We start from the raw sequence: 20,608 nt of genomic DNA, 5'->3' as shown, positions 1-20,608 counted from the left end.
ACGGGGACGATCGGTGCTGTGTGCAAGTGGTGCGGTGGTGCTCGTGGGCACCGCCGCCCTCGGGCTCACCGGCTGCCGTCAGGAGGGTCCCGGCGGGCTGGATTCGGTCATCGTCGCCGTGACCGCCGACAAGCGGGCCACCGCCCGCCTGGAGCACGACGGCTACCCCGTCCAGTGGCTGACCTGCACCGGCAAGGCCGAGGACCCCGGCGTCACGGAGAAGGGCGGGGCGCGCCCCGTCTCCGCCGTGGGCGTCGACTGCGACGGCCGCACCAGCGGCGGCCAGAAGATCATCGTCTACGGGCGGGTGACCGGCCTCTACGACGACTCCTGCGTGCAAGGGAAGCTGACCGCCAAGGTTGATGGGAAGACCGTCTTCACGGCAAGCGTTCTTGGTGACTGCTCCGGGAGCGGCACCACCAACGGCGGTGGCAACGGCGATAGGCCCACGAGTAACAGCGGCGACAAGCCCACCGGCAACCAAGGCGACAAGCACCACCAGTCCAAGTAGGGGGCCTCCCCGCACCCCCGCTTACCCTTGGTCCATGCCCGAAGAGTCCCCGCTCATCAAGAGCCTGCGTGCGGCCGTCGACTCCGCACCCGACGATGTGCCCCTGCGCCTGCACCTCGCCCAGCTCCTCCTCGACGCGGGGCTCGGTCAGGACGCCATATCCCAGGTCGCCGCGGCCCTCCAGCGGGAACCGGGCAACGCCGAGGCCCAGGCGCTGATAGCCCGCGCCGTCGCCCCGCCGGTGACGGCCCCCGCATCCGCCGCCCCGGCCCCTGCCCCGGCTGAAACCCCGGCCCCGGCCCCCGCCCCCGCCGAAGAAGCCCCCCGCTACGACTGGAAGCAGGCCGAGGACGAGCTGTCCGACGTCATCCCTCCCCGCTTCGTAGAGACGGTAGAGACGGAGGCGGACGAACCTCAACCCCTCTCCACCGACGGCCACGACGGCCACGACGACCCCGCCGTCAGCGCCTGGGACGTCGAGACCGCCGGCCTCTCCCTCGCCGACGTCGGCGGCATGGAGCAGGTCAAGGAGCGCCTGGAAGCCGCTTTCCTCGCCCCCATGCGCAACCCCGAGCTCCGCAAGCTCTACGGCAAGAGCCTGCGCGGCGGGCTCCTCATGTACGGGCCGCCCGGCTGCGGCAAGACGTACATCGCCCGCGCCGTCGCCGGCGAGCTGGGCGCCCGCTTCATGTCGGTCAGCATCACCGACGTCCTCGACATGTGGATCGGCAACTCTGAGCGCAATCTGCGCGAGCTCTTCGAGACGGCCCGCCGCAACGCCCCGTGCGTCGTCTTCCTCGACGAGCTGGACGCCCTCGGCGCCAAGCGCAGCCAGCTCCGCCACTCCGGCCTGCGCACCACGGTCAACCAGCTGCTGACCGAGCTGGACGGCGTGGACGCCGCCGCCAACGAGGGCCTGTTCGTCCTCGCCGCCACCAACCACCCCTGGGACGTCGACCCCGCCCTGCGCCGCCCCGGCCGCCTCGACCGCACGGTCCTGGTGCTGCCGCCCGACGAGCCCGCCCGCGAGTCGATCCTGCGCCACCACCTCAAGGACCGCCCGATCGCCCGCATCGACCTGCGCAAGCTGGTCAAGCGCACGGACGGGTTCTCCGGCGCGGACCTGCGCCACCTGTGCGAGAGCGCCGCCGAGCGCGCCCTGATGGACTCGGTCCGCACCGGCCGGGCCCGCATGATCGAGACCGACGACCTGCTCGCGGCCCTGGCCCAGATCCGGCCCTCGACGGGCCCGTGGTTCGATTCGGCCCGCAGCGTGGCCCAGTTCGCCAACGAGGGCGGGCAGTACGACGAGCTTCTCGCGTACCTCAAGAAGAAGAGGATGCTCTGAGCGTGAGTGATACCCCTTACGGCGGCGGACACCCGACCATCGCCCGGGCCGAGGCGCTGCTGAGCCTCGGCCGGACCGACGACGCCTGTGACCTCCTCACGGCTTACACGAAAGAGGTGTCCAACAAGGACGCCGACGCCTACGCCCTGCTCGCGTCCTGCTTCTTCCGGAAGCGGGGCTGGGCCGCGGTCCTGGTGATGGCGGAGTCCGCGCTCAGCCTCAACCCCTCCCACACCGACGGCCACATCTTCCGCAGCGAGGCCCTGTGGCGCCTGAACCGTACGGACGAGGCCGTCACGGCGGCGCGCGAGGCGATACGGATCACGCCGCACCACCCGTCGCCCTACACGTCGCTGTCGGCGGCGCTGCGCGCGGCGGGCGATCTCGACGGGGCGCTGGCGGCGGCGACCGAGGGTGTGCGCGTCAGCCCGGAGTCCGTGAACGCGCACTTCGCCCGCTACGACGCCCTGCTGGACATGGGTGACAACGCCGGCGCGCAGCAGGTGATGCGCGACGTCCTGAGCTTCGCCCCCGAGGACGCCGACGCGCGCGCCGTCCTCGCCGGGCTCAAGGACGAGGCCCGCGAGCTCAAGCTGCCGGAGCTGGCCAGGGAGTACGCCGCCGCGCTGGGGGCCGACCCCCTGAGCGGGCACATCAGCGCCAAGCTGGAGGACGTCGCCCTCCGCCTCGTGCGCCGCACCCGCTGGGTCGCGCTGCTGTGCCTCGTGTACGCCGCCGTCACCTCCCGGGCCTTCCCGACCGGTGACGACCCGACCTCCCTGCCCGCGCCGCTCGGCCCGCGGATGTGGTTCTTCTTCCTGATGTGCGTGGGCTGGGGGCTGTGCGTGTGGCGCACGTACTTCACGCTGCCGAAGGGCGCCCAGCTCACCCTGCTGTCGGTGGTCCGGAGGGCCGGCGCCGCGAAGCTGGCCGTGGCGCACTCGCTGTGGGGCACGCTGTGCGCGGTGCTGCTGGTGACCGTGCCCTGGACGGACCGGGGCTACGAGCAGGCGCTCGTGTGGATCGGCGGGGTGCCGGTGGTGCTCGCCATGTGGTGGGGGAGCGCCAAGCGGCGGAACGAGCGCGCGGATGAGGAGAAGGCGAAGGAGAAGCGGCTGAAGGCCGCCCGCGAAAGGCACCAGGACAGCACCCGCGAAAGGCACCAGGACGGCGCCCGCGACAAGGATTCAGAGGCCGCCCGGTAACATCCGGACCGTAGGACCCGAGACGAGCCGACGAGCCGACGACCCGTGAGGAGCCCACCCGTGGCGGGAGAACCGCAGGCGGACTGCCTGTTCTGCAAGATCGTCAAGGGGGAGGTGCCCGCGACGGTCGTCAGGGAGACGGAGACCACCGTCGCCTTCCGCGACATCAACCCCCAGGCGCCCGTGCACGTCCTGGTCATCCCCAAGGTGCACTACCCGGACGCGGGCTCGCTCGCCGCGGCCGAGCCCTCGGTCGCCGCCGACGTGCTGCGCGAGGCGGCCGAGGTGGCCCTCCAGGAGAACGGGGACAAGGGCTTCCGCATCGTCTTCAACACCGGCGCCGGTGCGGGCCAGACCGTCTTCCACACGCACGCCCACGTCCTCGGCGGCCGCGGCTTCAACTGGCCCCCCGGGTAGGCGACGCTCCTTGTCCGTACGTGAACTGGTCGTCCTCGGCACCGCCAGCCAGGTGCCCACGCGCCACCGCAACCACAACGGCTACGTGCTGCGCTGGGACGGCGAGGGCCTGCTCTTCGACCCCGGCGAGGGCACGCAGCGGCAGATGCTGCGCGCCGGGGTGGCCGCGCACGACCTGAACCGGCTGTGCGTCACCCACTTCCACGGCGACCACTCCCTCGGCCTCGCCGGAGTGATCCAGCGCATCAACCTGGACCAGGTGCCGCACCCGGTCACCGCGCACTACCCGCGCAGCGGCAAGCGCTTCTTCGAGCGGCTGCGGTACGCGACGGCCTACCGCGAGACGGTGCAGCTCGCCGAGGAGCCCGTCTCCGGCGCGGGCGGGATCCTCTACGAGGGGCCCTCCTACCGCCTGGAGGCGCGCAAGCTCTCGCATCCCGTCGAGTCGTACGGCTACCGCCTGGTCGAGCCCGACGGCCGGCGGATGCTCCCCGAGCGGCTCGCCGCGCACGGCATCTCCGGGCCGGACGTCGGCCGGCTGATGCGCGAGGGTGCGGTCGGCGGGGTCACCCTGGACGAGGTGAGCGAGGTGCGGCGCGGGCAGCGGTTCGCGTTCGTGATGGACACGCGGCTGTGCGACGGCGTGGACGAGCTGGCCGAGGGCTGCGACATGCTCGTCATCGAATCGACGTTCACGGACGAGGACGCGGCCCTCGCCGCGGACCACGGCCACCTCACGGCCGGGCAGGCCGGCCGGGTCGCCGCGGATGCGGGAGTGCGGCATCTCGTGCTGACGCACTTCTCGCAGCGGTACGACGACCCGGCGGTCTTCGAACGGCAGGCCCGTGCGGGCGGTTTCGAGGGGGAGCTCACCGTGGCCCGGGACCTGATGCGCGTGCCCGTGCCCAAACGGCGGTAGGGCAGGGCACGCGCGCAGGAGCTACGGCAGGAAGTACATCGGGTTCGGCAGCTTGTACGTGTGCTGGGCGTAGCCGCCCTGGAGGTCGCTGTACTGGTCGCCGAAGTTGCCCACGATGCGGTAGCCCTGGGACTCGATGTGCTTGCGCGTGCCCGCCTTGTACTCGACGGTGTTGCACGTGGCGCCGCACGGCAGGTACGCCGGCGGCGTCTTCTTGTTCTTCAGGAAGAAGTGCGCGGTGTCGGCGGCGGGCTTGTAGCCGGCGTTCTTGAGGTTGCGCACGCTCCAGTCGCGCTGGTGCTCGTCGCGCCCGGTGACGTAGAAGACCGTGATGCCCTTGGACTGCGCCCAGTTGACGAGCTGCGGCATGCCGAAGACCGGGGCCATGTCGGTGGACTTCAGGTAGGCGTCCTGCGACTCGGGCGTGAAGTGGAAGCCCTGCTGGAGCTCGTAGTTGTACGTGAGCAGGGTCGTGTCGTCCAGGTCCAGGACGATGGCGGGCTTCGCCGCGCCCTTCTTGCCGGACTGGTTCTTCCCGGACTGGTTCTTGACGGCCTTCTCCAGCTGCGCCTTCGCCTTCTTCTGGATGTCGGCGACCTGCTTGGCGTAGTTGCTGTCCGGCGACGCGTAGTGCTGGCCGTTCTTGTCGGTGGTGTCGCCGTAGTAGGCCTTGATCTTGTCCGTCACCTTGGTGAGGTTCGGGATCTCCTTGTCCGTGCGCGGCACGGAGTGCTCGGCGCTGGCGGCGCCGGCCGTGTAGAGGCCGGCGCCGACGGCGAGTGCGGCACCCGCCGCGGCGATGCGGGCGCGCTTGGACGCAAGGCTGAGCTGCACGTGTGTACTCCTGAGTAGCAAGGGCGGTGCAGCGCGAAGCTAGGGCCTTGGCGGGAGCAGGTCAAGCAAGCGGAGGTCAAACACGGCCGCAGGTCACGCACGGTCTACGCGAGTAGGGGCGAGGTGTTCCCTCCGGTGCGCCGGGCGGGTCCGCGCCCGGCCCGCTCCAGGATCCGGGCCGCGACCGCCGGCGAGTCGACCAGCGGGTGCAGGGCGAGGGCGCGCAGCGCCGCGTCGCGGTCCTCGTGCACGGCCGCCGTGATCGTGGCCCGCTCGACCGCCTTGAGCTGGAGCATCAGCCCCAGCTGGTCCTCGCGCAGCGGCGCGCACGGCAGCGGCCGGGCGCCCTCGCCGGTCACCTCGCACACCGTCTCGATGATGGCGTCCGGGGCCAGGCCGGGGACGGTCGTGCCGTTGGGCACGTTGAGGATCAGGCGCGTGGGCTCGTCCCGGGCGACGGCGCCCATCAGCGCGAGCGCCACCTTGTCGTAGCCGCCGCCGTCCAGGTCGCAGGAGTCCCGCTGCCAGCCGCCGCTCGCCGCGCGGCTCTCGGCCATGTAGGTGGACTCGCGCTGGAGCCGGGCACGCTCCCACAGCTCGTACGAGCGGTCCGGCGCGGCCGCCGCCTGCGCGAAGAAGCCGCTCTGCTGTTCGTCGAGGAACTGGCCGCGGGTCTCCGGCGACTCCAGCACCGAGCGCAGCGTCTCCCGGCGGAAGTAGTAGTAGTGGAGGTATTCGTTGGGCAGGGCCCCCAGGGCGCGCAGCCAGTCCGCGCCGAAGAGCTTGCCCTCCTCGAAGGAGCCGAGGGCCGCGTCGTCCGCCAGCAGGCGCGGCAGCAGGTCCTCGCCGTCGACGCTCAACGACCTCAGCCAGCCCAGGTGATTGAGGCCGACGTAGTCGAAGCTCACCCGATCGGGGTCGGCTCCCGCGGCGTGCGCCGCCCGCCGCACCAGCCCCACGGGGGAGTCGCAGATGCCGATCACCCGTCTGCCGAGGACGGCCGACATCGCCTCCGTCACCATCCCCGCCGGGTTGGTGAAGTTGATGACCCACGCGCCGGGCGCGACCGCCGCCACCCGTTCCGCGATCTCCAGGGCCACCAGCACCGTGCGCAGCCCGTACAGGACCCCGCCCGCGCCGACGGTCTCCTGCCCCAACACCCCCTCGCTCAGGGGGATCCGCTCGTCCAGGACCCGGCCGGCCGTGCCGCCGACGCGGATCGCGGAGAACACGAAGTCGGTGCCGCGCAGGGCGTCGTCCAGGCTGTGCGCGAGGCGCACGGACGGGGCGCCCGGCACCCCCTCGGCCTGGGCCGCCAGCACCGAGGAGATCACTCTCATGCGCATGGAATCGGTGTCGTAGAGCACGAGTTCCGTACAGCGGCCCGGGGTGTCGCGCCGCGCGTCGTCAAGGAGGGCCCGGTGCACCAGAGGCACCCGGAACCCGCCACCGCCGAGAATCGTCAGCCTCATGTTCCGGAAGGTACCCCAGCATCGGGCACACTGTCCGGATCCGCACCCCGTGAGAGGAGCAGCGAGCGCGTATGACGACCTCTTCGCCCCACTCGGCCCCCCGGAAGGACCTACGGAACGGGCACTGCCCGGGCGAGCGCACGGAGGGCTTCGAGGGGTTCCGCGGGGCGGCTCCCGTCCTCGACCCGCTGGCCGCGCTCCGCTCGGAGGCCGATCCGCCCACCGACGTGTACCTGACCGGGACGGTCTTCCTGGACATCATCTTCACGGGCCTGGACTCGGCCCCCGTGCGCGGCACGGAGTCCTGGGCGCGGGGCATGGGGTCGAGCCCCGGCGGCATCGCCAACATGGCCACCGCCCTGGCCCGGCTGGGCCTGCGCACCTCCCTCGCCGCGGCCTTCGGCGACGACATGTACGGCGAGTACTGCTGGGAGGCGCTCGCGCAAGGGGAGGGAATCGATCTCGGCCCCTCGCGCACGGTGCCCGGCTGGCACTCGCCCGTGACCGTCTCCATGGCCTACGAGGGCGAGCGCACGATGGTCTCCCACGGCCACGAGGCGCCGCCGCCCGGCAACGGCGGGGGCGTGCCCGCCCCCGAGTGCCCGCCGGCCTCGCGGGCCTGCGTGGCCCTGCTCGTGCCCGGCCGCCAGGAGGAGTGGATCGCGCGCGCCGCCGCCCGCGGCAGCAGGGTCTTCGCCGACGTCGGCTGGGACGAGACGGGCCGCTGGGACCCGGCGGACCTCGCCGACCTGGAGCACTGCGAGGCCTTCCTGCCCAACGCGGAGGAGGCCATGCGCTACACCCGCACCGACTGCCCCCGCGCCGCCGCCCGCGCGCTCGCCGAGAAGGTGCCGGTCGCCGTCGTCACCATGGGCGAGAAGGGCGCGTTCGCGGTCGACAGCAGCACGGGGGAGAGCGCCGAGGTCCCCGCGATCGCCGTCGAGGCGCTCGACCCCACCGGCGCCGGGGACGTCTTCGTCGCGGGCTTCGTCACGGGCACCCTGGCCGGCTGGCCGCTCGCCGACCGGCTCGCCTTCGCCGGGCTGACGGCCGCCCTGTCCGTACAGGAATTCGGAGGGTCGCTGTCCGCGCCCGGGTGGGTCGAGATCGCCGCCTGGTGGAAGCACGTGCGCTCCTACGACGACCAGGCCCCCGCCGTCCGCCGCCGCTACGCCTTCCTCGACGGTCTGCTGCCCGCGGCCGTCCGCCCCTGGCCGCTGCGCCGGGCCGTGCCCACGCTGGGCTTCCGCAACCCGTAGCCCTCCGGTCCGCTTCCGTCCCGGAAAACCCGGCGGACCTGCGGGCGACCCGTCGTACCCTGGTATTCCAAGGATCTCCGGACCCGGAATGCAGAAAAGAGGCGATGAGCAGGCCAGAGCGCCGGCCCATGACTCAGACACCCACACGACCGCAGGCGACGGCGCGGTTCACGGTCCCGGCCAAGCACCCCATGGTGACGGTCCTGGGCTCGGGGGACGCCCTCCTGCAGGTCATCGAGAAAGCGTTCCCGTCCACGGACATCCACGTACGGGGCAATGAGATCAGCGCCACCGGGGAGCCGCGGGAAGTGGCCCTGGTGCAGCGCTTGTTCGACCAAATGATGCTGGTGCTCCGCACGGGTGCGCCGATGACGGAGGACGCGGTGGAACGCTCGATCGCCATGCTCAGGGACGAGGCGCAGGGGGCCGAGACCCCCGCCGAGGTCCTCACCCAGAACATCCTCTCCAGCCGCGGCCGCACCATCCGGCCCAAGACGCTCAACCAGAAGCGCTACGTCGACGCGATCGACAAGCACACGGTCGTCTTCGGCATCGGCCCCGCGGGCACCGGCAAGACCTACCTGGCCATGGCCAAGGCCGTCCAGGCCCTCCAGTCCAAGCAGGTCAACCGGATCATCCTGACCCGCCCCGCCGTCGAGGCCGGCGAGCGGCTCGGCTTCCTGCCCGGCACGCTGTACGAGAAGATCGACCCCTACCTGCGCCCGCTCTACGACGCCCTGCACGACATGCTCGACCCCGACTCCATCCCGCGCCTGATGGCCGCCGGGACGATCGAGGTCGCCCCGCTGGCGTATATGAGGGGTAGGGCGCACCCGACGTTCACGAATGTTCTGACGCCGGACGGTTGGCGCCCCATCGGCAGCCTCCAGGTCGGCGACCTGGTCGTCGGTTCGAATGGAGAACCGACTCCGGTGCTGGGCGTATACCCGCAGGGTGAGAAGGACATCTACCGTGTGTCCGCTCAGGACGGTTCGTGGACGCTGTGCTGCGGTGAGCACCTGTGGACGGTCAGGACGCGCGACGACAAGCGTCGTGACAAGCCGTGGCGGGTTTTGGAGACCCAGGAGATGATCGGCAACCTGCGGGCAGCGCACTACCGCCGCTATGAGTTGCCCATACTCACCGCACCGGTACAGTTCGCCGAGCGCGAGGTCCCGATTGACCCGTACGCTCTGGGGCTGCTGCTCGGCGATGGCTGCATCGCGCAAGGCAACACTCCATCGTTTACTACAGCCGACCCGGAGCTGATCTCCGCAGTGGAAGCGGCAGTTCCTGCCATCAAGGTGCGGTCGCGTGGCGGCTACAATTATCTCATCAACCGTGTGTCGACCCTGAGTGATGCAGACGGCACTGTCCTGACGCATCCGCTCAAGCAAGCCCTCCGCAAGCTGGACCTGCTCGGCTCCAAGGCGTACTCGAAATTCGTCCCGGACGATTACCTGTACAACTCGGTTGAAGTGCGCTTGGCGGTGCTTCAGGGGCTACTTGACACGGACGGCGGCCCTGTCACCCAGTCGGACCGCACTTGTCGCATCCAGTACACGACGACATCGATCCTGCTCAGGGACGATGTGATCTCCCTCGTGCAGTCGCTCGGCGGTGTCGCGTACAACCGTCGCCGGGCCGCCGAAGGCAGGAACCCGGGGAGGGCGAACGGCCGCGATGTCCACCACCGCCGTGACGCCCACATCGTCGACATCCGGCTCCCCGAGGACATCGAGCCGTTCCGTCTCGCCCGAAAGGCCGAGAAGTACCGTGCAGCGGGGGGCGGTGGCCGCCCGATGCGTTTCATCGACAGCATCGAGCCCGCGGGTCGCGAGGAGGCCGTCTGCATCCAGGTCGCGGCAGAGGACTCGCTGTACGTCACGCAGGATTACCTGCTGACGCACAACACCCTCAACGACGCCTTCATCATCCTGGACGAGGCCCAGAACACGAGCCCCGAGCAGATGAAGATGTTCCTGACCCGGCTCGGCTTCGACTCCAAGATCGTCATCACGGGAGACATCACCCAGATCGACCTCCCCGGCGGTACGAAGAGCGGCCTGCGCCAGGTGCGGGAGATCCTCGACGGCGTGGAGGACGTCCACTTCTCCATGCTCACCAGCAACGACGTCGTCCGGCACAAGCTCGTCGGCCGTATTGTCGACGCGTACGAGCAGTACGACAGCCGAAACGAAAGCACCCCCCGGTAAAAACACGATGGCTATCGACGTCAACAACGAATCCGGCACGGACATCGACGAGCAGGCGGTCCTCGACATCGCCCGCTACGCCCTCGCCCGGATGCGCATCCACCCGCTCTCCGAACTCTCGGTCATCGTTGTCGACGCCGAAGCCATGGAGCAGCTCCACATCCAGTGGATGGACCTGCCCGGGCCCACCGATGTGATGTCCTTCCCGATGGACGAGCTCCGTCCCCCGGCCAAGGACGACGACGAGCCCCCGCAGGGCCTGCTCGGCGACATCGTGCTGTGCCCGGAGGTCGCCAAGCAGCAGGGCGAGGACGCGCCCACCGGGCACTCCATGGACGAGGAGCTCCAGCTGCTCACCGTCCACGGCGTCCTCCACCTCCTCGGCTACGACCACGAGGAGCCCGACGAGAAGGCCGAGATGTTCGGCCTCCAGGCCGCCATCGTCGACGGCTGGCGCGCCGAGCGCGGGATCGAGGGGCCCTCCCCGGCCCCGACGTTCACGTGACCGGGCGCCTGATCGCGGCCGCGGTCCTGCTCCTCGTCGTCGCCTGGCTCGCCGCCTGCGCCGAGGCCGGCCTCGCGCGGACCACCCGGTTCCGCGCCGAGGAGGCCGTCCGGTCCGGGCGGCGGGGCAGCGCCCGGCTGATGGCGGTCGCCGCCGACCCCACCCGCTACCTCAACGTGGCGCTGCTCGTCCGCGTCGCCTGCGAGATGGCGGCGGGCGTGCTCGTCACGTACGTCTGCCTGCAGGGCTTCGAGAAGACCTGGCAGGCGCTGACCGTCGCCATCGCCGTGATGGTCCTCGTCTCCTACGTGGCCGTCGGCGTCTCCCCGCGCACCATCGGCCGCCAGCACCCGCTGGGCACGGCCACGGCCGCCGCCTACGTGCTGCTGCCGCTCGCCCGGATCATGGGCCCGGTGCCGCAGCTGCTGATCCTCCTCGGCAACGCCCTCACCCCCGGCAAGGGCTTCCGCAAGGGCCCCTTCGCCTCCGAGGCCGAGCTGCGGGCCATGGTCGACCTCGCCGAGAAGGAGTCGCTCATCGAGGACGAGGAGCGGCGCATGGTGCACTCCGTCTTCGAGCTCGGCGACACCCTGGTGCGCGAGGTGATGGTGCCGCGCACCGACCTCGTCGTCATCGAGCGCGGCAAGACCATCCGCCAGGCCCTCACCCTCGCCCTGCGCTCCGGCTTCTCCCGGATCCCGGTCACCGGCGAGAGCGAGGACGACATCGTGGGCGTCGTCTACCTCAAGGACCTCGTCCGCAAGACGCACATCAGCCGGGACGCGGAGTCCGAGCTGGTGTCGACCGCGATGCGGCCCGCCGTCTTCGTGCCCGACACCAAGAACGCGGGCGATCTGCTGCGCGAGATGCAGCAGCAGCGCAACCACTGCGCCGTCGCCATCGACGAGTACGGCGGCACGGCCGGCATCGTCACCATCGAGGACATCCTGGAGGAGATCGTCGGCGAGATCACCGACGAGTACGACCGGGAGCTGCCGCCGGTGGAGGAGCTCGGCGAGGGCCGCTACCGGGTGACCGCGCGGCTCGACCTGGGCGATCTGGGCGAGCTCTACGGCCTCGATGAGCTCGACGACGAGGACGTCGAGACGGTGGGCGGCCTGCTGGCGAAGTCTCTGGGCCGGGTGCCGATCGCGGGCGCCGTGGCCGAGGTGGACCTCGCGGAGTACGGGCTGGCCGAGCCGGGCGGCCTCACGGGCCTGCGCCTGACCGCGGAGGCGTCCGCGGGCCGCCGGAACCGCATCGTGACGGTCCTGGTCGAGCCGGTGCGCTGACGATCTTGTGAAGCCCCCTGCGTCCAAGCGGGGGGCTTTGTGAGCATTTCGTATCAGGGGCGGCCCGACGGGGCGATCCGGGAACCCCGGGCCGTGATTCCTTCATCTGGAGGCACGGAACTGACCGCCTTTGTCTGCCGGAGCACCACGATGACGAATCCCTCCACCGGGGCCTACCAGTCCCGCGGCCGCAACCGTGCTCGCCGTGCCCGACGATGGCTCGTTGCGGTGGCGTCCGTAGCCACGCTGGGGCTGATCGCCTGGCCGGTGATGAGCTACTTCGAGATCCCGCCGTTCACCGACAAGGGGGATCCCGTCAGCTACGGCCGGACCGGCGGCGGGGGCGGGACGGACGCCAGTGGGAAGACGCTGATGCCCACGGGCCCGCAGGCCGACTTCAAGAACGCCAAGACGCTCGCCGACGGCACCCACGTCAGCGTCGTCACCCTGGACGGCAAGAAGTCCGGGTTCAAGGGCAAGGTGTGGGTGTGGGCGCCCAAGGAGTACACCGACGACCCGAAGTTCGCCTCCAGCGGCTTCCCCGTCATGATCGCCCTGCCCGGCGGCCCCGGGAACGACAGCAACTACTGGTCGCTGGGCGAGTTCGGCCCGGACAAGCTCTCGCTGGAGAAGAGCGTCTCCAAGTGGTACCAGGAGGGCAAGAGCAAGCCGTTCCTGCTGGCCATGCCGATCCTCAACCCCGGCCCGGACGACAAGGGCATCTACTGGGACGCCAGCGACATCCCGGGCCAGGCCAAGATGGGCACCTGGCTGACCGAGGACGTCCCGGACCTGATGAAGGCCAACTTCCGCACGATCAAGTCGCGTGACGGCTGGAGCTACATGGGCTCCTCCACCGGCGGCTTCGCGAGCCTGAAGTCCGTGCTGAAGCACCCCGACAAGTTCAAGACCGCGATCGCCAACGGCCCGGACATCGTGCCCGACTCGCCGCTGTGGCGGGGCCACGAGAAGGAGAAGGCGGAGAACAACCCCGAGGTGCTGGCCAAGCAGCTGGCGGCCGCCAAGGGGCCGGACGTCTACATCGCCTTCCAGTACGGCACCAAGGAGAACGCCAAGATGATCTCCGACGTGAAGAAGTTCATGGCCACGTACGGCAAGGGCCCCGTCCACACCAAGCTCTGGGAGATACCGGGCGGCACCCACAACGGCGCCACGTACCTCAAGAACATGGAAGACCCCATGAAGTGGATCAGCGACCAGATGGAGGGGCCGGTGCCCTCCTCCTGATCGCCTGATCACCCTCCGCACACACCCGGGGCGGGCTGGAATCCCTCCAGCCCGCCCCGGGTGTTTTTCACGCCGCGCGCCGCTTCCGCAGGCCCACCGCGACCACCGCCGCCACCGCCACGACGATCAGCGTGTCCACCCCGAGCCCCAGCCGGATGCCGCCCAGCGTGGCCGCCGCGAAGTCCGAGCCGCCGTCGGAGAGGGTCGCGGACCGGGCCGAGGCCACCGCGCTCAGCAGCGGGATCCCGATCGTCATCCCGACCTGCTGCGAGCTGGTCACCAGCCCCGTGGCCAGACCCTGCTCGCCGTCCGGCAGGCCCGACGTCGCTATCACCCCGTAGGCGACGATCGCCCACAGGTGCCCCACGCAGCCGAGGCTCGCCGCCGCCATGGCCAGCCACGCGCCGGAGGCGTCCTGCCCCAGCGCGAGCAGCGCGGCCGTGAACACGGCCTGCACGGCCAGGCCGGTCAGGAGCGTGGCGCGGGCGCCGATGCGGGCGATGACCTTCGGTGCGGTGACGCCGGAGACGGCGGCGAAGACGCCCTGCACGCCGAAGACGAGCCCGGTGCGGAAGGCCGACAGCTCCAGCACCTCCTGGAGGTACAGCGTGAGCAGGAAGATGACGGTGCTCATCATCGCGAAGGTGAACAGGCCGGCCAGGTTCCCCCAGGCGACCGTCGGCCGCCGCAGCATCGGCAGGGAGACCAGCGGCTCCGCGGCCCGGGACTCGACCACCACGAAGGCCGTCAGCAGCACCGCGCCCAGGACGAGCGCGATCAGGACGTCCGCGCCGCCGAAGCCGCGCTGGGCCGCGGTCGACAGCCCGTAGATGAGCGCCAGCAGGCCGCCGGTGACGGTCACCGCGCCCGGCACGTCGATCCGGGGCCGCTCCGCGGGCCGCGACTCGGTGAGCAGGCCCGGCGCCAGCGCCAGGATCGCGAGGCCCGCGACGCCCAGCAGGCCCATCGTCGAGCGCCAGCCGAGGGTGTCGGTCATGACGCCGCCGAGCACCATGCCGATGGTGAAGCCGAGCGAGAGCAGCGTGCCGCTGATGCCCAGGGCGCGCTCGCGCTGCGGGCCCTCGGCGAAGGTTGTGGTCAGCAGGGACATGCCGGTCGGCACGATGACGGCCGCGCCGAGGCCCTGCAAGGCCCGCCCGGCGAGGAAGACGGCCGGGTCCCAGGCGAGCGTGGCGAGCACGGAGGCCACGGTGAAGAGCGCGAGCCCGGCCAGGAAGACGCGGCGGCGCCCGTAGAGGTCGGCGATCCGGCCCGAGAGGAGCAGGAAGCCGCCGGACGGCAGGGCGAACGCGGTCACCGCCCACTGGAGGTCCGCCTGGCCCATGCCCAGGTCGTCGCCCAGGACGGGCAGCGCCACGTTCAGGATGGAGAAGTCGAGGGCCACGATGAACTGCGCGGCGCACAGCACCAGCAGGACCAGCTTGTCGCGGCCGGACATGCCCGGCGCGGCCGCGGCGGCCGCGCCGGCGGAGGTGGAGCGGGGAGGAGAGTCGATCGCCATGCGCCCACCTTCCGGCGCGCGGAAGAAACGTGGGGAGAGCGTGTTTATGGTGGTGGCCGCACCACCAGGCAAGGGGGAGAAAGTTGACTGCACAGGCGCGCCGCCGCCAAGAGCTGCGTGAGTTCCTGATGAGCCGCCGGGCCCGGGTGGCCCCGGCCGACGTGGGCCTGCCGGACGGCGGGGGCCGCCGGCGCACGCCGGGGCTGCGCCGCGAGGAGGTCGCGGTCCTCGCCGGCGTGGGCGCCTCCTGGTACCAGTGGCTGGAGCAGGGGCGGGACATCACCGTCTCGCCGCAGGTGCTGGACGCCGTGGCGAACGTGCTCAGGCTGAGCGGGGACGAGCGCCGTCACCTCTACGTGCTGGCCGGGCTGAACCCGCCGCAGCCGGAGTCCCCGTACGACCCGGAGTACCTGTGCGAGGGCTTGCAGCGGCTGATCGACGGCTGGATGCCGTACCCGGCGCACATCATGGACCCGTACTGGAACCTGATCGCGTTCAACGACTCGGCCCGCATGGTCGTCGGCTTCGGCCGGAAGCCGCGGCCGAACTGCCTGGTCGACTTCTTCACCGACCGCGCCTACCGGGCCCGCGCGGCGAACTGGGAGCAGAACGCCGGGCGGGTCGTCGCGCAGTACCGCGCGGCGTGCTCGGAGCGCCCGGGCGACGAGGGGTTCCAGGAGATCGTGGCGGAGCTGTCCGCGGTGAGCCCGGAGTTCGTGGAGCTGTGGGCGCAGGGCGACGTGCAGGCGGGCGGGCAGCTGGTCAAGGAGTTCGACCACCCGGTGGCCGGGGCGCTGTACCTGGAGAGCACGCAGCTGCGCGTGCCGGCCCGGCCGGACCTGACGATCGTCATGCACAACCCGGTGGCGGACACGGGCACGGCCGCGAAGCTGGAGTGGCTGGTCTCGCCGGAGGGACGGCGGGGCGGGATGTACTCGGTCGCGGGCTGACGGGGGGCTGATGGGGGCGGCGCCCGGTCCCGGGAGGGGCGGGCGGGCCCGGGCTCTTTATGCTCCCCGGTATGACGGAGACCACGCTGGACCCCGAAGACCGCAAGATCATCACCCTGGCCCGCTCCGTGCGCGCCCGCAACGCCGTGCCCGAGGGCGCGGCCGTACGGGACGAGACGGGCCGTACGTACGCGGCCGGCACGGTCGCCCTCGACTCGCTGCGGCTCAGCGCGTTGCGGACCGCGGTCGCCATGGCCGTCGCGAGCGGGGCGAAGTCGCTGGAGGCGGCGGCGGTCGTCTCCGAGGCGGGCGCCGTCTCCGACGAGGACCGGGCCGCCGTACGGGACCTGGGCGGCCCCGCCACCCCTGTGCTCCTCGCGGGCCCCGACGGCGCCCCGCGCGCCACCGTCACCGCGGGCTGAGGCCGCGCGCGGGGCGGCGGGCGGGGAGCCCGCTGGTCGGCGGGGGGAAGTGGATCGGGGAGAATGTGGAGCATGGACAGCTCTGCCGCCCCCTCCCAGGCCCCTCACCGCGCGGGCTTCGCGTGCTTCGTCGGCCGCCCCAACGCGGGCAAGTCGACCCTGACCAACGCACTGGTGGGGACGAAGGTCGCCATCACCTCCAACCGCCCGCAGACCACGCGGCACACCGTGCGCGGCATCGTGCACCGGCCCGACGCCCAGCTCGTGCTGGTCGACACCCCCGGTCTGCACAAGCCCCGCACGCTGCTGGGCGAGCGGCTCAACGACGTCGTCCGCACCACGTGGGCCGAGGTCGACGTCATCGGCTTCTGCCTGCCCGCCGACCAGAAGCTCGGCCCGGGCGACCGCTTCATCGCGGCCGAGCTGGCCGGGATCAAGAAGACCCCCAAGGTCGCGATCGTCACCAAGACCGACCTGGTGGACTCCAAGGCGCTGGCGGAGCAGCTGATCGCCATCCAGAAGCTGGGCGAGGAGCTCGGCATCGAGTGGCGGGAGATCATCCCGGTGTCGGCCGTCGGCGACAAGCAGGTCTCCCTGCTGGCCGACCTGCTCGTGCCGATGCTGCCGGAGAGCCCGCCGCTCTACCCCGAGGGCGACCTGACCGACGAGCCCGAGCAGGTCATGGTGGCCGAGCTGATCCGCGAGGCCGCGCTGGAGGGCGTGCGGGACGAGCTGCCGCACTCCATCGCCGTCGTGGTCGAGGAGATGCTGCCGCGGGAGGACCGGCCGGCGGACAAGCCGCTGCTGGACATCCACGCGAACGTCTACATCGAGCGCCCCAGCCAGAAGGGCATCATCATCGGCCCGAAGGGGGCCCGCCTCAAGGAGGTGGGCATGAAGTCCCGCAAGCACATCGAGGCGCTCCTGGGTACCCCGGTCTACCTGGACCTTCACGTGAAGGTGGCGAAGGACTGGCAGCGCGATCCTAAGCAGCTGCGGAAGCTGGGCTTCTAGGCGTTCGGGGCCGCTAGGCGCCTTCCTTCAGGACCGTGCGGATCAGCTCGCGCTGTTCCGTGGTCAGGTGCGGGTCCGCGAGGTGGACCGAGCGGCCGTCCACGTTGATCTCGTAGTGGAAGCCGTCGGGCACCCCCCGCGGACTCGCGTCCCGGCCCGGCGCGAGCGCGCGGTGGGCCAGGGCCTCCAGATGTGTCTCGTCGGGCCGGCCGGACGTGTCCAGCTCGGCCCGGCGCTCGATGCCGGCGAATCCGCCGGTCCGGGTGATGACGATCCGCATGGCGCCATTCTCGCCCCGGACGGCCTGCCTTACGAGGTGGGGACGCCCACCTGCGACCACGCCTTGAGGACGGCCTGGACCTCGTCGCCGTCGTTGTAGAGCGCCCGCGCGGCGGCCACCGTCAGCCGGGCGAAGTCCGCGAACTGGGCGTCGGACGCCAGCTTTCCGCCGGTCAGCGTCGTGTACCAGATCTTCCCGGCCCGCTCCCAGGCGTTGCCGCCGAGCCGGCTGGCCACGAGGTAGAAGGCGTGGTTGGGGATGCCCGAATTGATGTGCACCCCGCCGTTGTCGCGCGAGGTGCGGACGTAGTCGTCCATCGTCGCCGGCTGCGGGTCCTTGCCGAGGACGTCGTCGTCGTAGGCCGTGCCGGGCTCCTTCATGGAGCGCAGGGCGACCCCGCGGTCCACGCCCGGCCCCAGCAGCCCCTGCCCGATCAGCCAGTCGGCCTGGTCGGCGGTCTGCCCCAGCGCGTACTGCTTGATCAGCGAGCCGAAGACGTCCGAGACGGACTCGTTCAGCGCCCCGGACTGGCCGTAGTACTCCAGGTTGGCCGTGTGCTGGGTGACGCCGTGGGTGAGCTCGTGGCCGATGACGTCCACCGGGATGGTGAAGTCGAGGAAGACGTCCCCGTCGCCGTCCCCGAAGACCATCTGGCTGCCGTCCCAGAAGGCGTTGTTGTAGCCCTGCCCGTAGTGGACCGTGGCGTCCAGGGGCAGGCCCGCGTCGTCGATGGAGTGCCGGCCGTAGGCCTTGAGGTAGAGCTCGAAGGTGGCGCCGAGCCCGGCGTGGGCGCGGTTGACCGTCGCGTCCTTCGAGGGCGCGTCGCCCTCGGCGTGGACCTTCTTGCCCGGCTGGACCGCCTTGTGCTGGGCGTCGTAAATCGTCCGCTGCGGGCTGTCGGAAGGGGTGCCCGCCGAGGCGGCGACTCCGCGCAGCGCCGTGACCCGGCGCCGGGTGCGCTGGAGGGAGTCGTGCTCCAGGGTGCGCTGGGCGAGCTCGGCCCGCGCGGCGTCGTCGGCGCGTGCGAGCTTGTCGAGCACGTGCGGCGGGACGATGGTGCAGAAAACGTTGTTCACGTCGTCACTCATGGCCTGAATCTGGCAGCGGCCCCCGGCCTTGTCAGGCCCCGGCGCACCGATTAACACAATCGAGTGGAGCCGTTCCGTGTCCCGGCCGTGTCCCGCATGCTGGAACACCCGTACCGGATCCCGTACGGCTCGGCTACCGTGCTGTGCATCATGCGTTTCGGGCTGCTTCTTCTTAGCTGCCGCGGCGAGGGCCTGTAGTCGATCGGCCGACCCCCTCCCCGCGGAGTGAGGTGCTGCGGTCACGCTGTGACCCCGCCCCGTCGGCCGGCCCCTTCCAGGACCCATGAGGAGCCCCCGCAGATGCCCGAGATCCCCGCTTCGGTCGGCCGTCCCACCCCGCTGACCGCCGCCACGGTCACCCAGCGCCCCTCCGGGATGCCGGTGCACAAGTACCGCCCCTACGAGGCCGTGGAGATCCCCGATCGCACGTGGCCCGACCGGCGGATCACCAAGGCGCCCCGCTGGCTGTCGACCGACCTGCGCGACGGCAACCAGGCCCTGATCGACCCGATGTCGCCGGCCCGCAAGCGCGAGATGTTCGACCTGCTGGTCCGCATGGGCTACAAGGAGATCGAGGTCGGCTTCCCGTCCTCCGGTGCCACCGACTTCGAGTTCGTCCGCTCGATCATCGAGGACGGCGCGATCCCCGAGGACGTGACGATCTCCGTCCTCACCCAGGCCCGCGAGGAGCTGATCGAGCGCACGGTGGAATCCCTGCGCGGCGCCCACCGCGCCACGGTCCACCTCTACAACGCCACTGCCCCGGTCTTCCGGCGGGTCGTCTTCCGCGGCTCGCGCGAGCAGGTGAAGCAGATCGCGGTCGACGGCACGCGCCTGGTCGTGGAGTACGCCGACAAGATCCTCGGCGCGGAGACGGTCTTCGGCTTCCAGTACAGCCCGGAGATCTTCACCGACACCGAGCTGGACTTCGCGCTGGAGGTCTGCGAGGGCGTCATGGACGTCTGGCAGCCCGAGGACGGCCGCGAGATCATCCTGAACCTGCCGGCCACCGTCGAGCGCTCCACGCCCTCCACCCACGCCGACCGCTTCGAGTGGATGTCGCGGCACCTGTCCCGCCGCGAGCACGTCTGCCTGTCCGTGCACCCGCACAACGACCGGGGCACCGCCGTAGCCGCCGCCGAGCTGGCGGTCATGGCCGGGGCCGACCGGGTCGAGGGCTGCCTGTTCGGCCAGGGTGAGCGCACCGGCAACGTCGACCTGGTCACCCTGGGCATGAACCTGTTCTCCCAGGGCGTCGACCCGATGATCGATTTCTCGCAGATCGACGAGGTGCGGCGCACGGCCGAGTACTGCAACCAGATGGAGGTCCACCCGCGCCACCCCTACGCGGGCGACCTCGTCTACACCGCCTTCTCCGGCTCCCACCAGGACGCCATCAAGAAGGGCTTCGAGGCCATGGCCGCCACCGCCGCGGCCGAGGGCAAGGGCGTGGACGACATCGAGTGGGCCGTCCCCTACCTGCCGATCGACCCCAAGGACGTCGGCCGCTCCTACGAGGCCGTCATCCGCGTGAACTCGCAGTCCGGCAAGGGCGGCATCGCGTACGTCCTGAAGAACGACCACAAGCTGGACCTGCCGCGCCGGATGCAGATCGAGTTCTCGAAGATCATCCAGGGCAAGACCGACGCCGAGGGCGGCGAGGTCACCCCGGCCGAGATCTGGTCCGTCTTCCAGGACGAGTACCTGCCCACCGACGGCAACCCCTGGGGCCGGATCGCGCTGCGCTCCACCCAGACCTCCACCACGGGCGAGGGCGGCGACGCGCTGACCGTCGAGGCGGTCGTGGACGGCGCCGACGCGGTCCTGACCGGTACGGGCAACGGCCCGATCTCCGCCTTCGTCGACGCGCTGGCCGCGATCGGCGTGGACGCCCGCGTCCTCGACTACAGCGAGCACACCATGAGCGAGGGCGCGGCCGCCCGCGCCGCGTCGTACATCGAGTGCGTGATCGACGGGAAGGTGCTGTGGGGGATCGGCATCGACCCCAACACGACCCGTGCTTCGATCAAGGCCGTGGTGTCGGCGGTGAACCGAGCCTACCGGGGCTGAGCGCCCGGCTGCGGGCCGTATGCGGCTGGTTGCGCC

General features: G+C 71.2%; 19 protein-coding genes. 14 read left to right on the top strand and 5 right to left on the bottom strand.

The genetic code is table 11. The features are described from left to right. Positions 1–37 precede the first annotated feature (37 nt). Genes D7231_RS09735 through D7231_RS09715 form a run of 5 tightly spaced genes read left to right on the top strand, consistent with a single transcriptional unit; the run spans position 38 to position 4,400 of the window. Complete coding sequence (locus D7231_RS09735; RefSeq protein ID WP_147449696.1) at positions 38–511, top strand: hypothetical protein; 474 nt, start codon at positions 38–40, stop codon at positions 509–511. Between the two features lie 34 nt (positions 512–545). Next, on the top strand, positions 546–1,859 hold the full coding sequence (locus tag D7231_RS09730; RefSeq protein WP_120754524.1) for an ATP-binding protein: 1,314 nt from the start codon (positions 546–548) through the stop codon (positions 1,857–1,859). Positions 1,860–1,861: 2 nt separating this feature from the next. Further along, entirely contained in the window at positions 1,862–3,064 is a 1,203-nt protein-coding gene (locus D7231_RS09725) for a tetratricopeptide repeat protein (RefSeq protein WP_120754523.1), read from the top strand. A 60-nt stretch (positions 3,065–3,124) separates the two neighbouring features. Beyond that, a complete protein-coding gene (locus tag D7231_RS09720; protein ID WP_120754522.1) occupies positions 3,125–3,481 on the top strand; it encodes a histidine triad nucleotide-binding protein in 357 nt (118 codons plus the stop codon). A gap of 10 nt (positions 3,482–3,491) precedes the next feature. Further along, positions 3,492–4,400 carry a ribonuclease Z gene (locus tag D7231_RS09715; RefSeq protein ID WP_120754521.1) on the top strand — a complete coding sequence of 303 codons (909 nt, stop codon included), beginning with the start codon at positions 3,492–3,494 and terminating at the stop codon, positions 4,398–4,400. Between the two features lie 21 nt (positions 4,401–4,421). Here the strand turns inward: D7231_RS09715 and D7231_RS09710 are convergent, their stop codons facing one another. Both D7231_RS09710 and D7231_RS09705 read right to left on the bottom strand, forming a co-directional pair. Next, positions 4,422–5,234 (bottom strand): HAD family acid phosphatase, encoded by an 813-nt coding sequence (locus tag D7231_RS09710; protein WP_120754520.1) that lies wholly within the window; start codon positions 5,232–5,234, stop codon positions 4,422–4,424. Between the two features lie 104 nt (positions 5,235–5,338). Further along, positions 5,339–6,706, bottom strand: coding sequence for a 6-phospho-beta-glucosidase (locus D7231_RS09705; protein ID WP_120754519.1), 1,368 nt, complete (start codon positions 6,704–6,706; stop codon positions 5,339–5,341). A 71-nt stretch (positions 6,707–6,777) separates the two neighbouring features. On the opposite strand from D7231_RS09705, the gene D7231_RS09700 reads away from it, so the two are divergent. From D7231_RS09700 to D7231_RS09680, 5 genes are all read left to right on the top strand, one after another. Beyond that, positions 6,778–7,965: a carbohydrate kinase family protein gene (locus D7231_RS09700; RefSeq protein WP_120754518.1), complete on the top strand. Its 1,188-nt coding sequence runs from the start codon at positions 6,778–6,780 to the stop codon at positions 7,963–7,965. A 128-nt stretch (positions 7,966–8,093) separates the two neighbouring features. Beyond that, positions 8,094–10,181 carry a PhoH family protein gene (locus tag D7231_RS09695; RefSeq protein ID WP_120754517.1) on the top strand — a complete coding sequence of 696 codons (2,088 nt, stop codon included), beginning with the start codon at positions 8,094–8,096 and terminating at the stop codon, positions 10,179–10,181. Between the two features lie 7 nt (positions 10,182–10,188). Then, the gene (ybeY, locus tag D7231_RS09690) at positions 10,189–10,686 is read left to right on the top strand and encodes an rRNA maturation RNase YbeY (RefSeq protein ID WP_120754516.1); all 498 of its coding nucleotides are present in this window, start codon (positions 10,189–10,191) and stop codon (positions 10,684–10,686) included. Then, positions 10,683–11,978, top strand: a complete 1,296-nt coding sequence (locus D7231_RS09685) for a hemolysin family protein (protein WP_120754515.1) — start codon at positions 10,683–10,685, stop codon at positions 11,976–11,978. The genes ybeY and D7231_RS09685 overlap by 4 nt, the downstream gene beginning before the upstream one ends. Before the next feature lie 270 nt (positions 11,979–12,248). Then, complete coding sequence (locus D7231_RS09680; RefSeq protein ID WP_120754633.1) at positions 12,249–13,226, top strand: alpha/beta hydrolase; 978 nt, start codon at positions 12,249–12,251, stop codon at positions 13,224–13,226. 67 nt (positions 13,227–13,293) lie between these two features. On the opposite strand, the gene D7231_RS09675 is transcribed toward D7231_RS09680, so the two are convergent. Then, positions 13,294–14,748, bottom strand: coding sequence for an MFS transporter (locus tag D7231_RS09675; RefSeq protein WP_199739331.1), 1,455 nt, complete (start codon positions 14,746–14,748; stop codon positions 13,294–13,296). Between the two features lie 128 nt (positions 14,749–14,876). Between D7231_RS09675 and D7231_RS09670 the strand changes: the two genes are divergently transcribed. The 3 genes from D7231_RS09670 to era all read left to right on the top strand — a co-directional run bounded on the left by D7231_RS09670 (position 14,877) and on the right by era (position 17,134). Next, positions 14,877–15,698: a helix-turn-helix transcriptional regulator gene (locus D7231_RS09670; RefSeq protein ID WP_120754514.1), complete on the top strand. Its 822-nt coding sequence runs from the start codon at positions 14,877–14,879 to the stop codon at positions 15,696–15,698. 71 nt (positions 15,699–15,769) lie between these two features. Next, positions 15,770–16,120 (top strand): cytidine deaminase, encoded by a 351-nt coding sequence (locus tag D7231_RS09665; RefSeq protein WP_120754631.1) that lies wholly within the window; start codon positions 15,770–15,772, stop codon positions 16,118–16,120. A gap of 72 nt (positions 16,121–16,192) precedes the next feature. Then, positions 16,193–17,134, top strand: a complete 942-nt coding sequence (era, locus tag D7231_RS09660) for a GTPase Era (RefSeq protein WP_120754513.1) — start codon at positions 16,193–16,195, stop codon at positions 17,132–17,134. Between the two features lie 13 nt (positions 17,135–17,147). On the opposite strand, the gene D7231_RS09655 is transcribed toward era, so the two are convergent. Together D7231_RS09655 and D7231_RS09650 are read right to left on the bottom strand one after the other, a co-directional pair. Further along, entirely contained in the window at positions 17,148–17,414 is a 267-nt protein-coding gene (locus D7231_RS09655) for a protealysin inhibitor emfourin (RefSeq protein ID WP_120754512.1), read from the bottom strand. Positions 17,415–17,443: 29 nt separating this feature from the next. After that, complete coding sequence (locus tag D7231_RS09650) at positions 17,444–18,502, bottom strand: M4 family metallopeptidase (protein ID WP_120754511.1); 1,059 nt, start codon at positions 18,500–18,502, stop codon at positions 17,444–17,446. A gap of 300 nt (positions 18,503–18,802) precedes the next feature. Here D7231_RS09650 and leuA point away from each other — a divergent pair, with 300 nt between their 5' ends. Further along, positions 18,803–20,572 carry a 2-isopropylmalate synthase gene (gene leuA / locus D7231_RS09645; RefSeq protein ID WP_120754510.1) on the top strand — a complete coding sequence of 590 codons (1,770 nt, stop codon included), beginning with the start codon at positions 18,803–18,805 and terminating at the stop codon, positions 20,570–20,572. Positions 20,573–20,608: the final 36 nt, after the last annotated feature.

Origin of the sequence: Streptomyces klenkii, from assembly GCF_003626645.1 — a bacterium.
In the GTDB taxonomy this organism is placed as follows: Bacteria; Actinomycetota; Actinomycetes; order Streptomycetales; family Streptomycetaceae; genus Streptomyces; species Streptomyces klenkii.
Note: the sequence above shows the minus strand (reverse complement) of the source record. Positions and strands in the feature narration are given on the sequence as shown.

Bases quoted from the DNA above. Each gene is read 5' to 3' on its own strand.
- D7231_RS09730 (WP_120754524.1), top strand. From the start codon at position 546: ATGCCCGAAGAGTCCCCGCTCATCAAGAGCCTGCGTGCGGCCGTCGAC.
- D7231_RS09705 (WP_120754519.1), bottom strand. From the start codon at position 6,706: ATGAGGCTGACGATTCTCGGCGGTGGCGGGTTCCGGGTGCCTCTGGTG.
- D7231_RS09700 (WP_120754518.1), top strand. From the start codon at position 6,778: ATGACGACCTCTTCGCCCCACTCGGCCCCCCGGAAGGACCTACGGAAC.
- D7231_RS09695 (WP_120754517.1), top strand. From the start codon at position 8,094: ATGACTCAGACACCCACACGACCGCAGGCGACGGCGCGGTTCACGGTC.
- ybeY (WP_120754516.1), top strand. From the start codon at position 10,189: ATGGCTATCGACGTCAACAACGAATCCGGCACGGACATCGACGAGCAG.
- D7231_RS09680 (WP_120754633.1), top strand. From the start codon at position 12,249: ATGAGCTACTTCGAGATCCCGCCGTTCACCGACAAGGGGGATCCCGTC.
- D7231_RS09675 (WP_199739331.1), bottom strand. From the start codon at position 14,748: ATGGCGATCGACTCTCCTCCCCGCTCCACCTCCGCCGGCGCGGCCGCC.
- D7231_RS09670 (WP_120754514.1), top strand. From the start codon at position 14,877: ATGAGCCGCCGGGCCCGGGTGGCCCCGGCCGACGTGGGCCTGCCGGAC.
- D7231_RS09665 (WP_120754631.1), top strand. From the start codon at position 15,770: ATGACGGAGACCACGCTGGACCCCGAAGACCGCAAGATCATCACCCTG.
- era (WP_120754513.1), top strand. From the start codon at position 16,193: ATGGACAGCTCTGCCGCCCCCTCCCAGGCCCCTCACCGCGCGGGCTTC.
- D7231_RS09655 (WP_120754512.1), bottom strand. From the start codon at position 17,414: ATGCGGATCGTCATCACCCGGACCGGCGGATTCGCCGGCATCGAGCGC.
- D7231_RS09650 (WP_120754511.1), bottom strand. From the start codon at position 18,502: ATGAGTGACGACGTGAACAACGTTTTCTGCACCATCGTCCCGCCGCAC.
- leuA (WP_120754510.1), top strand. From the start codon at position 18,803: ATGCCCGAGATCCCCGCTTCGGTCGGCCGTCCCACCCCGCTGACCGCC.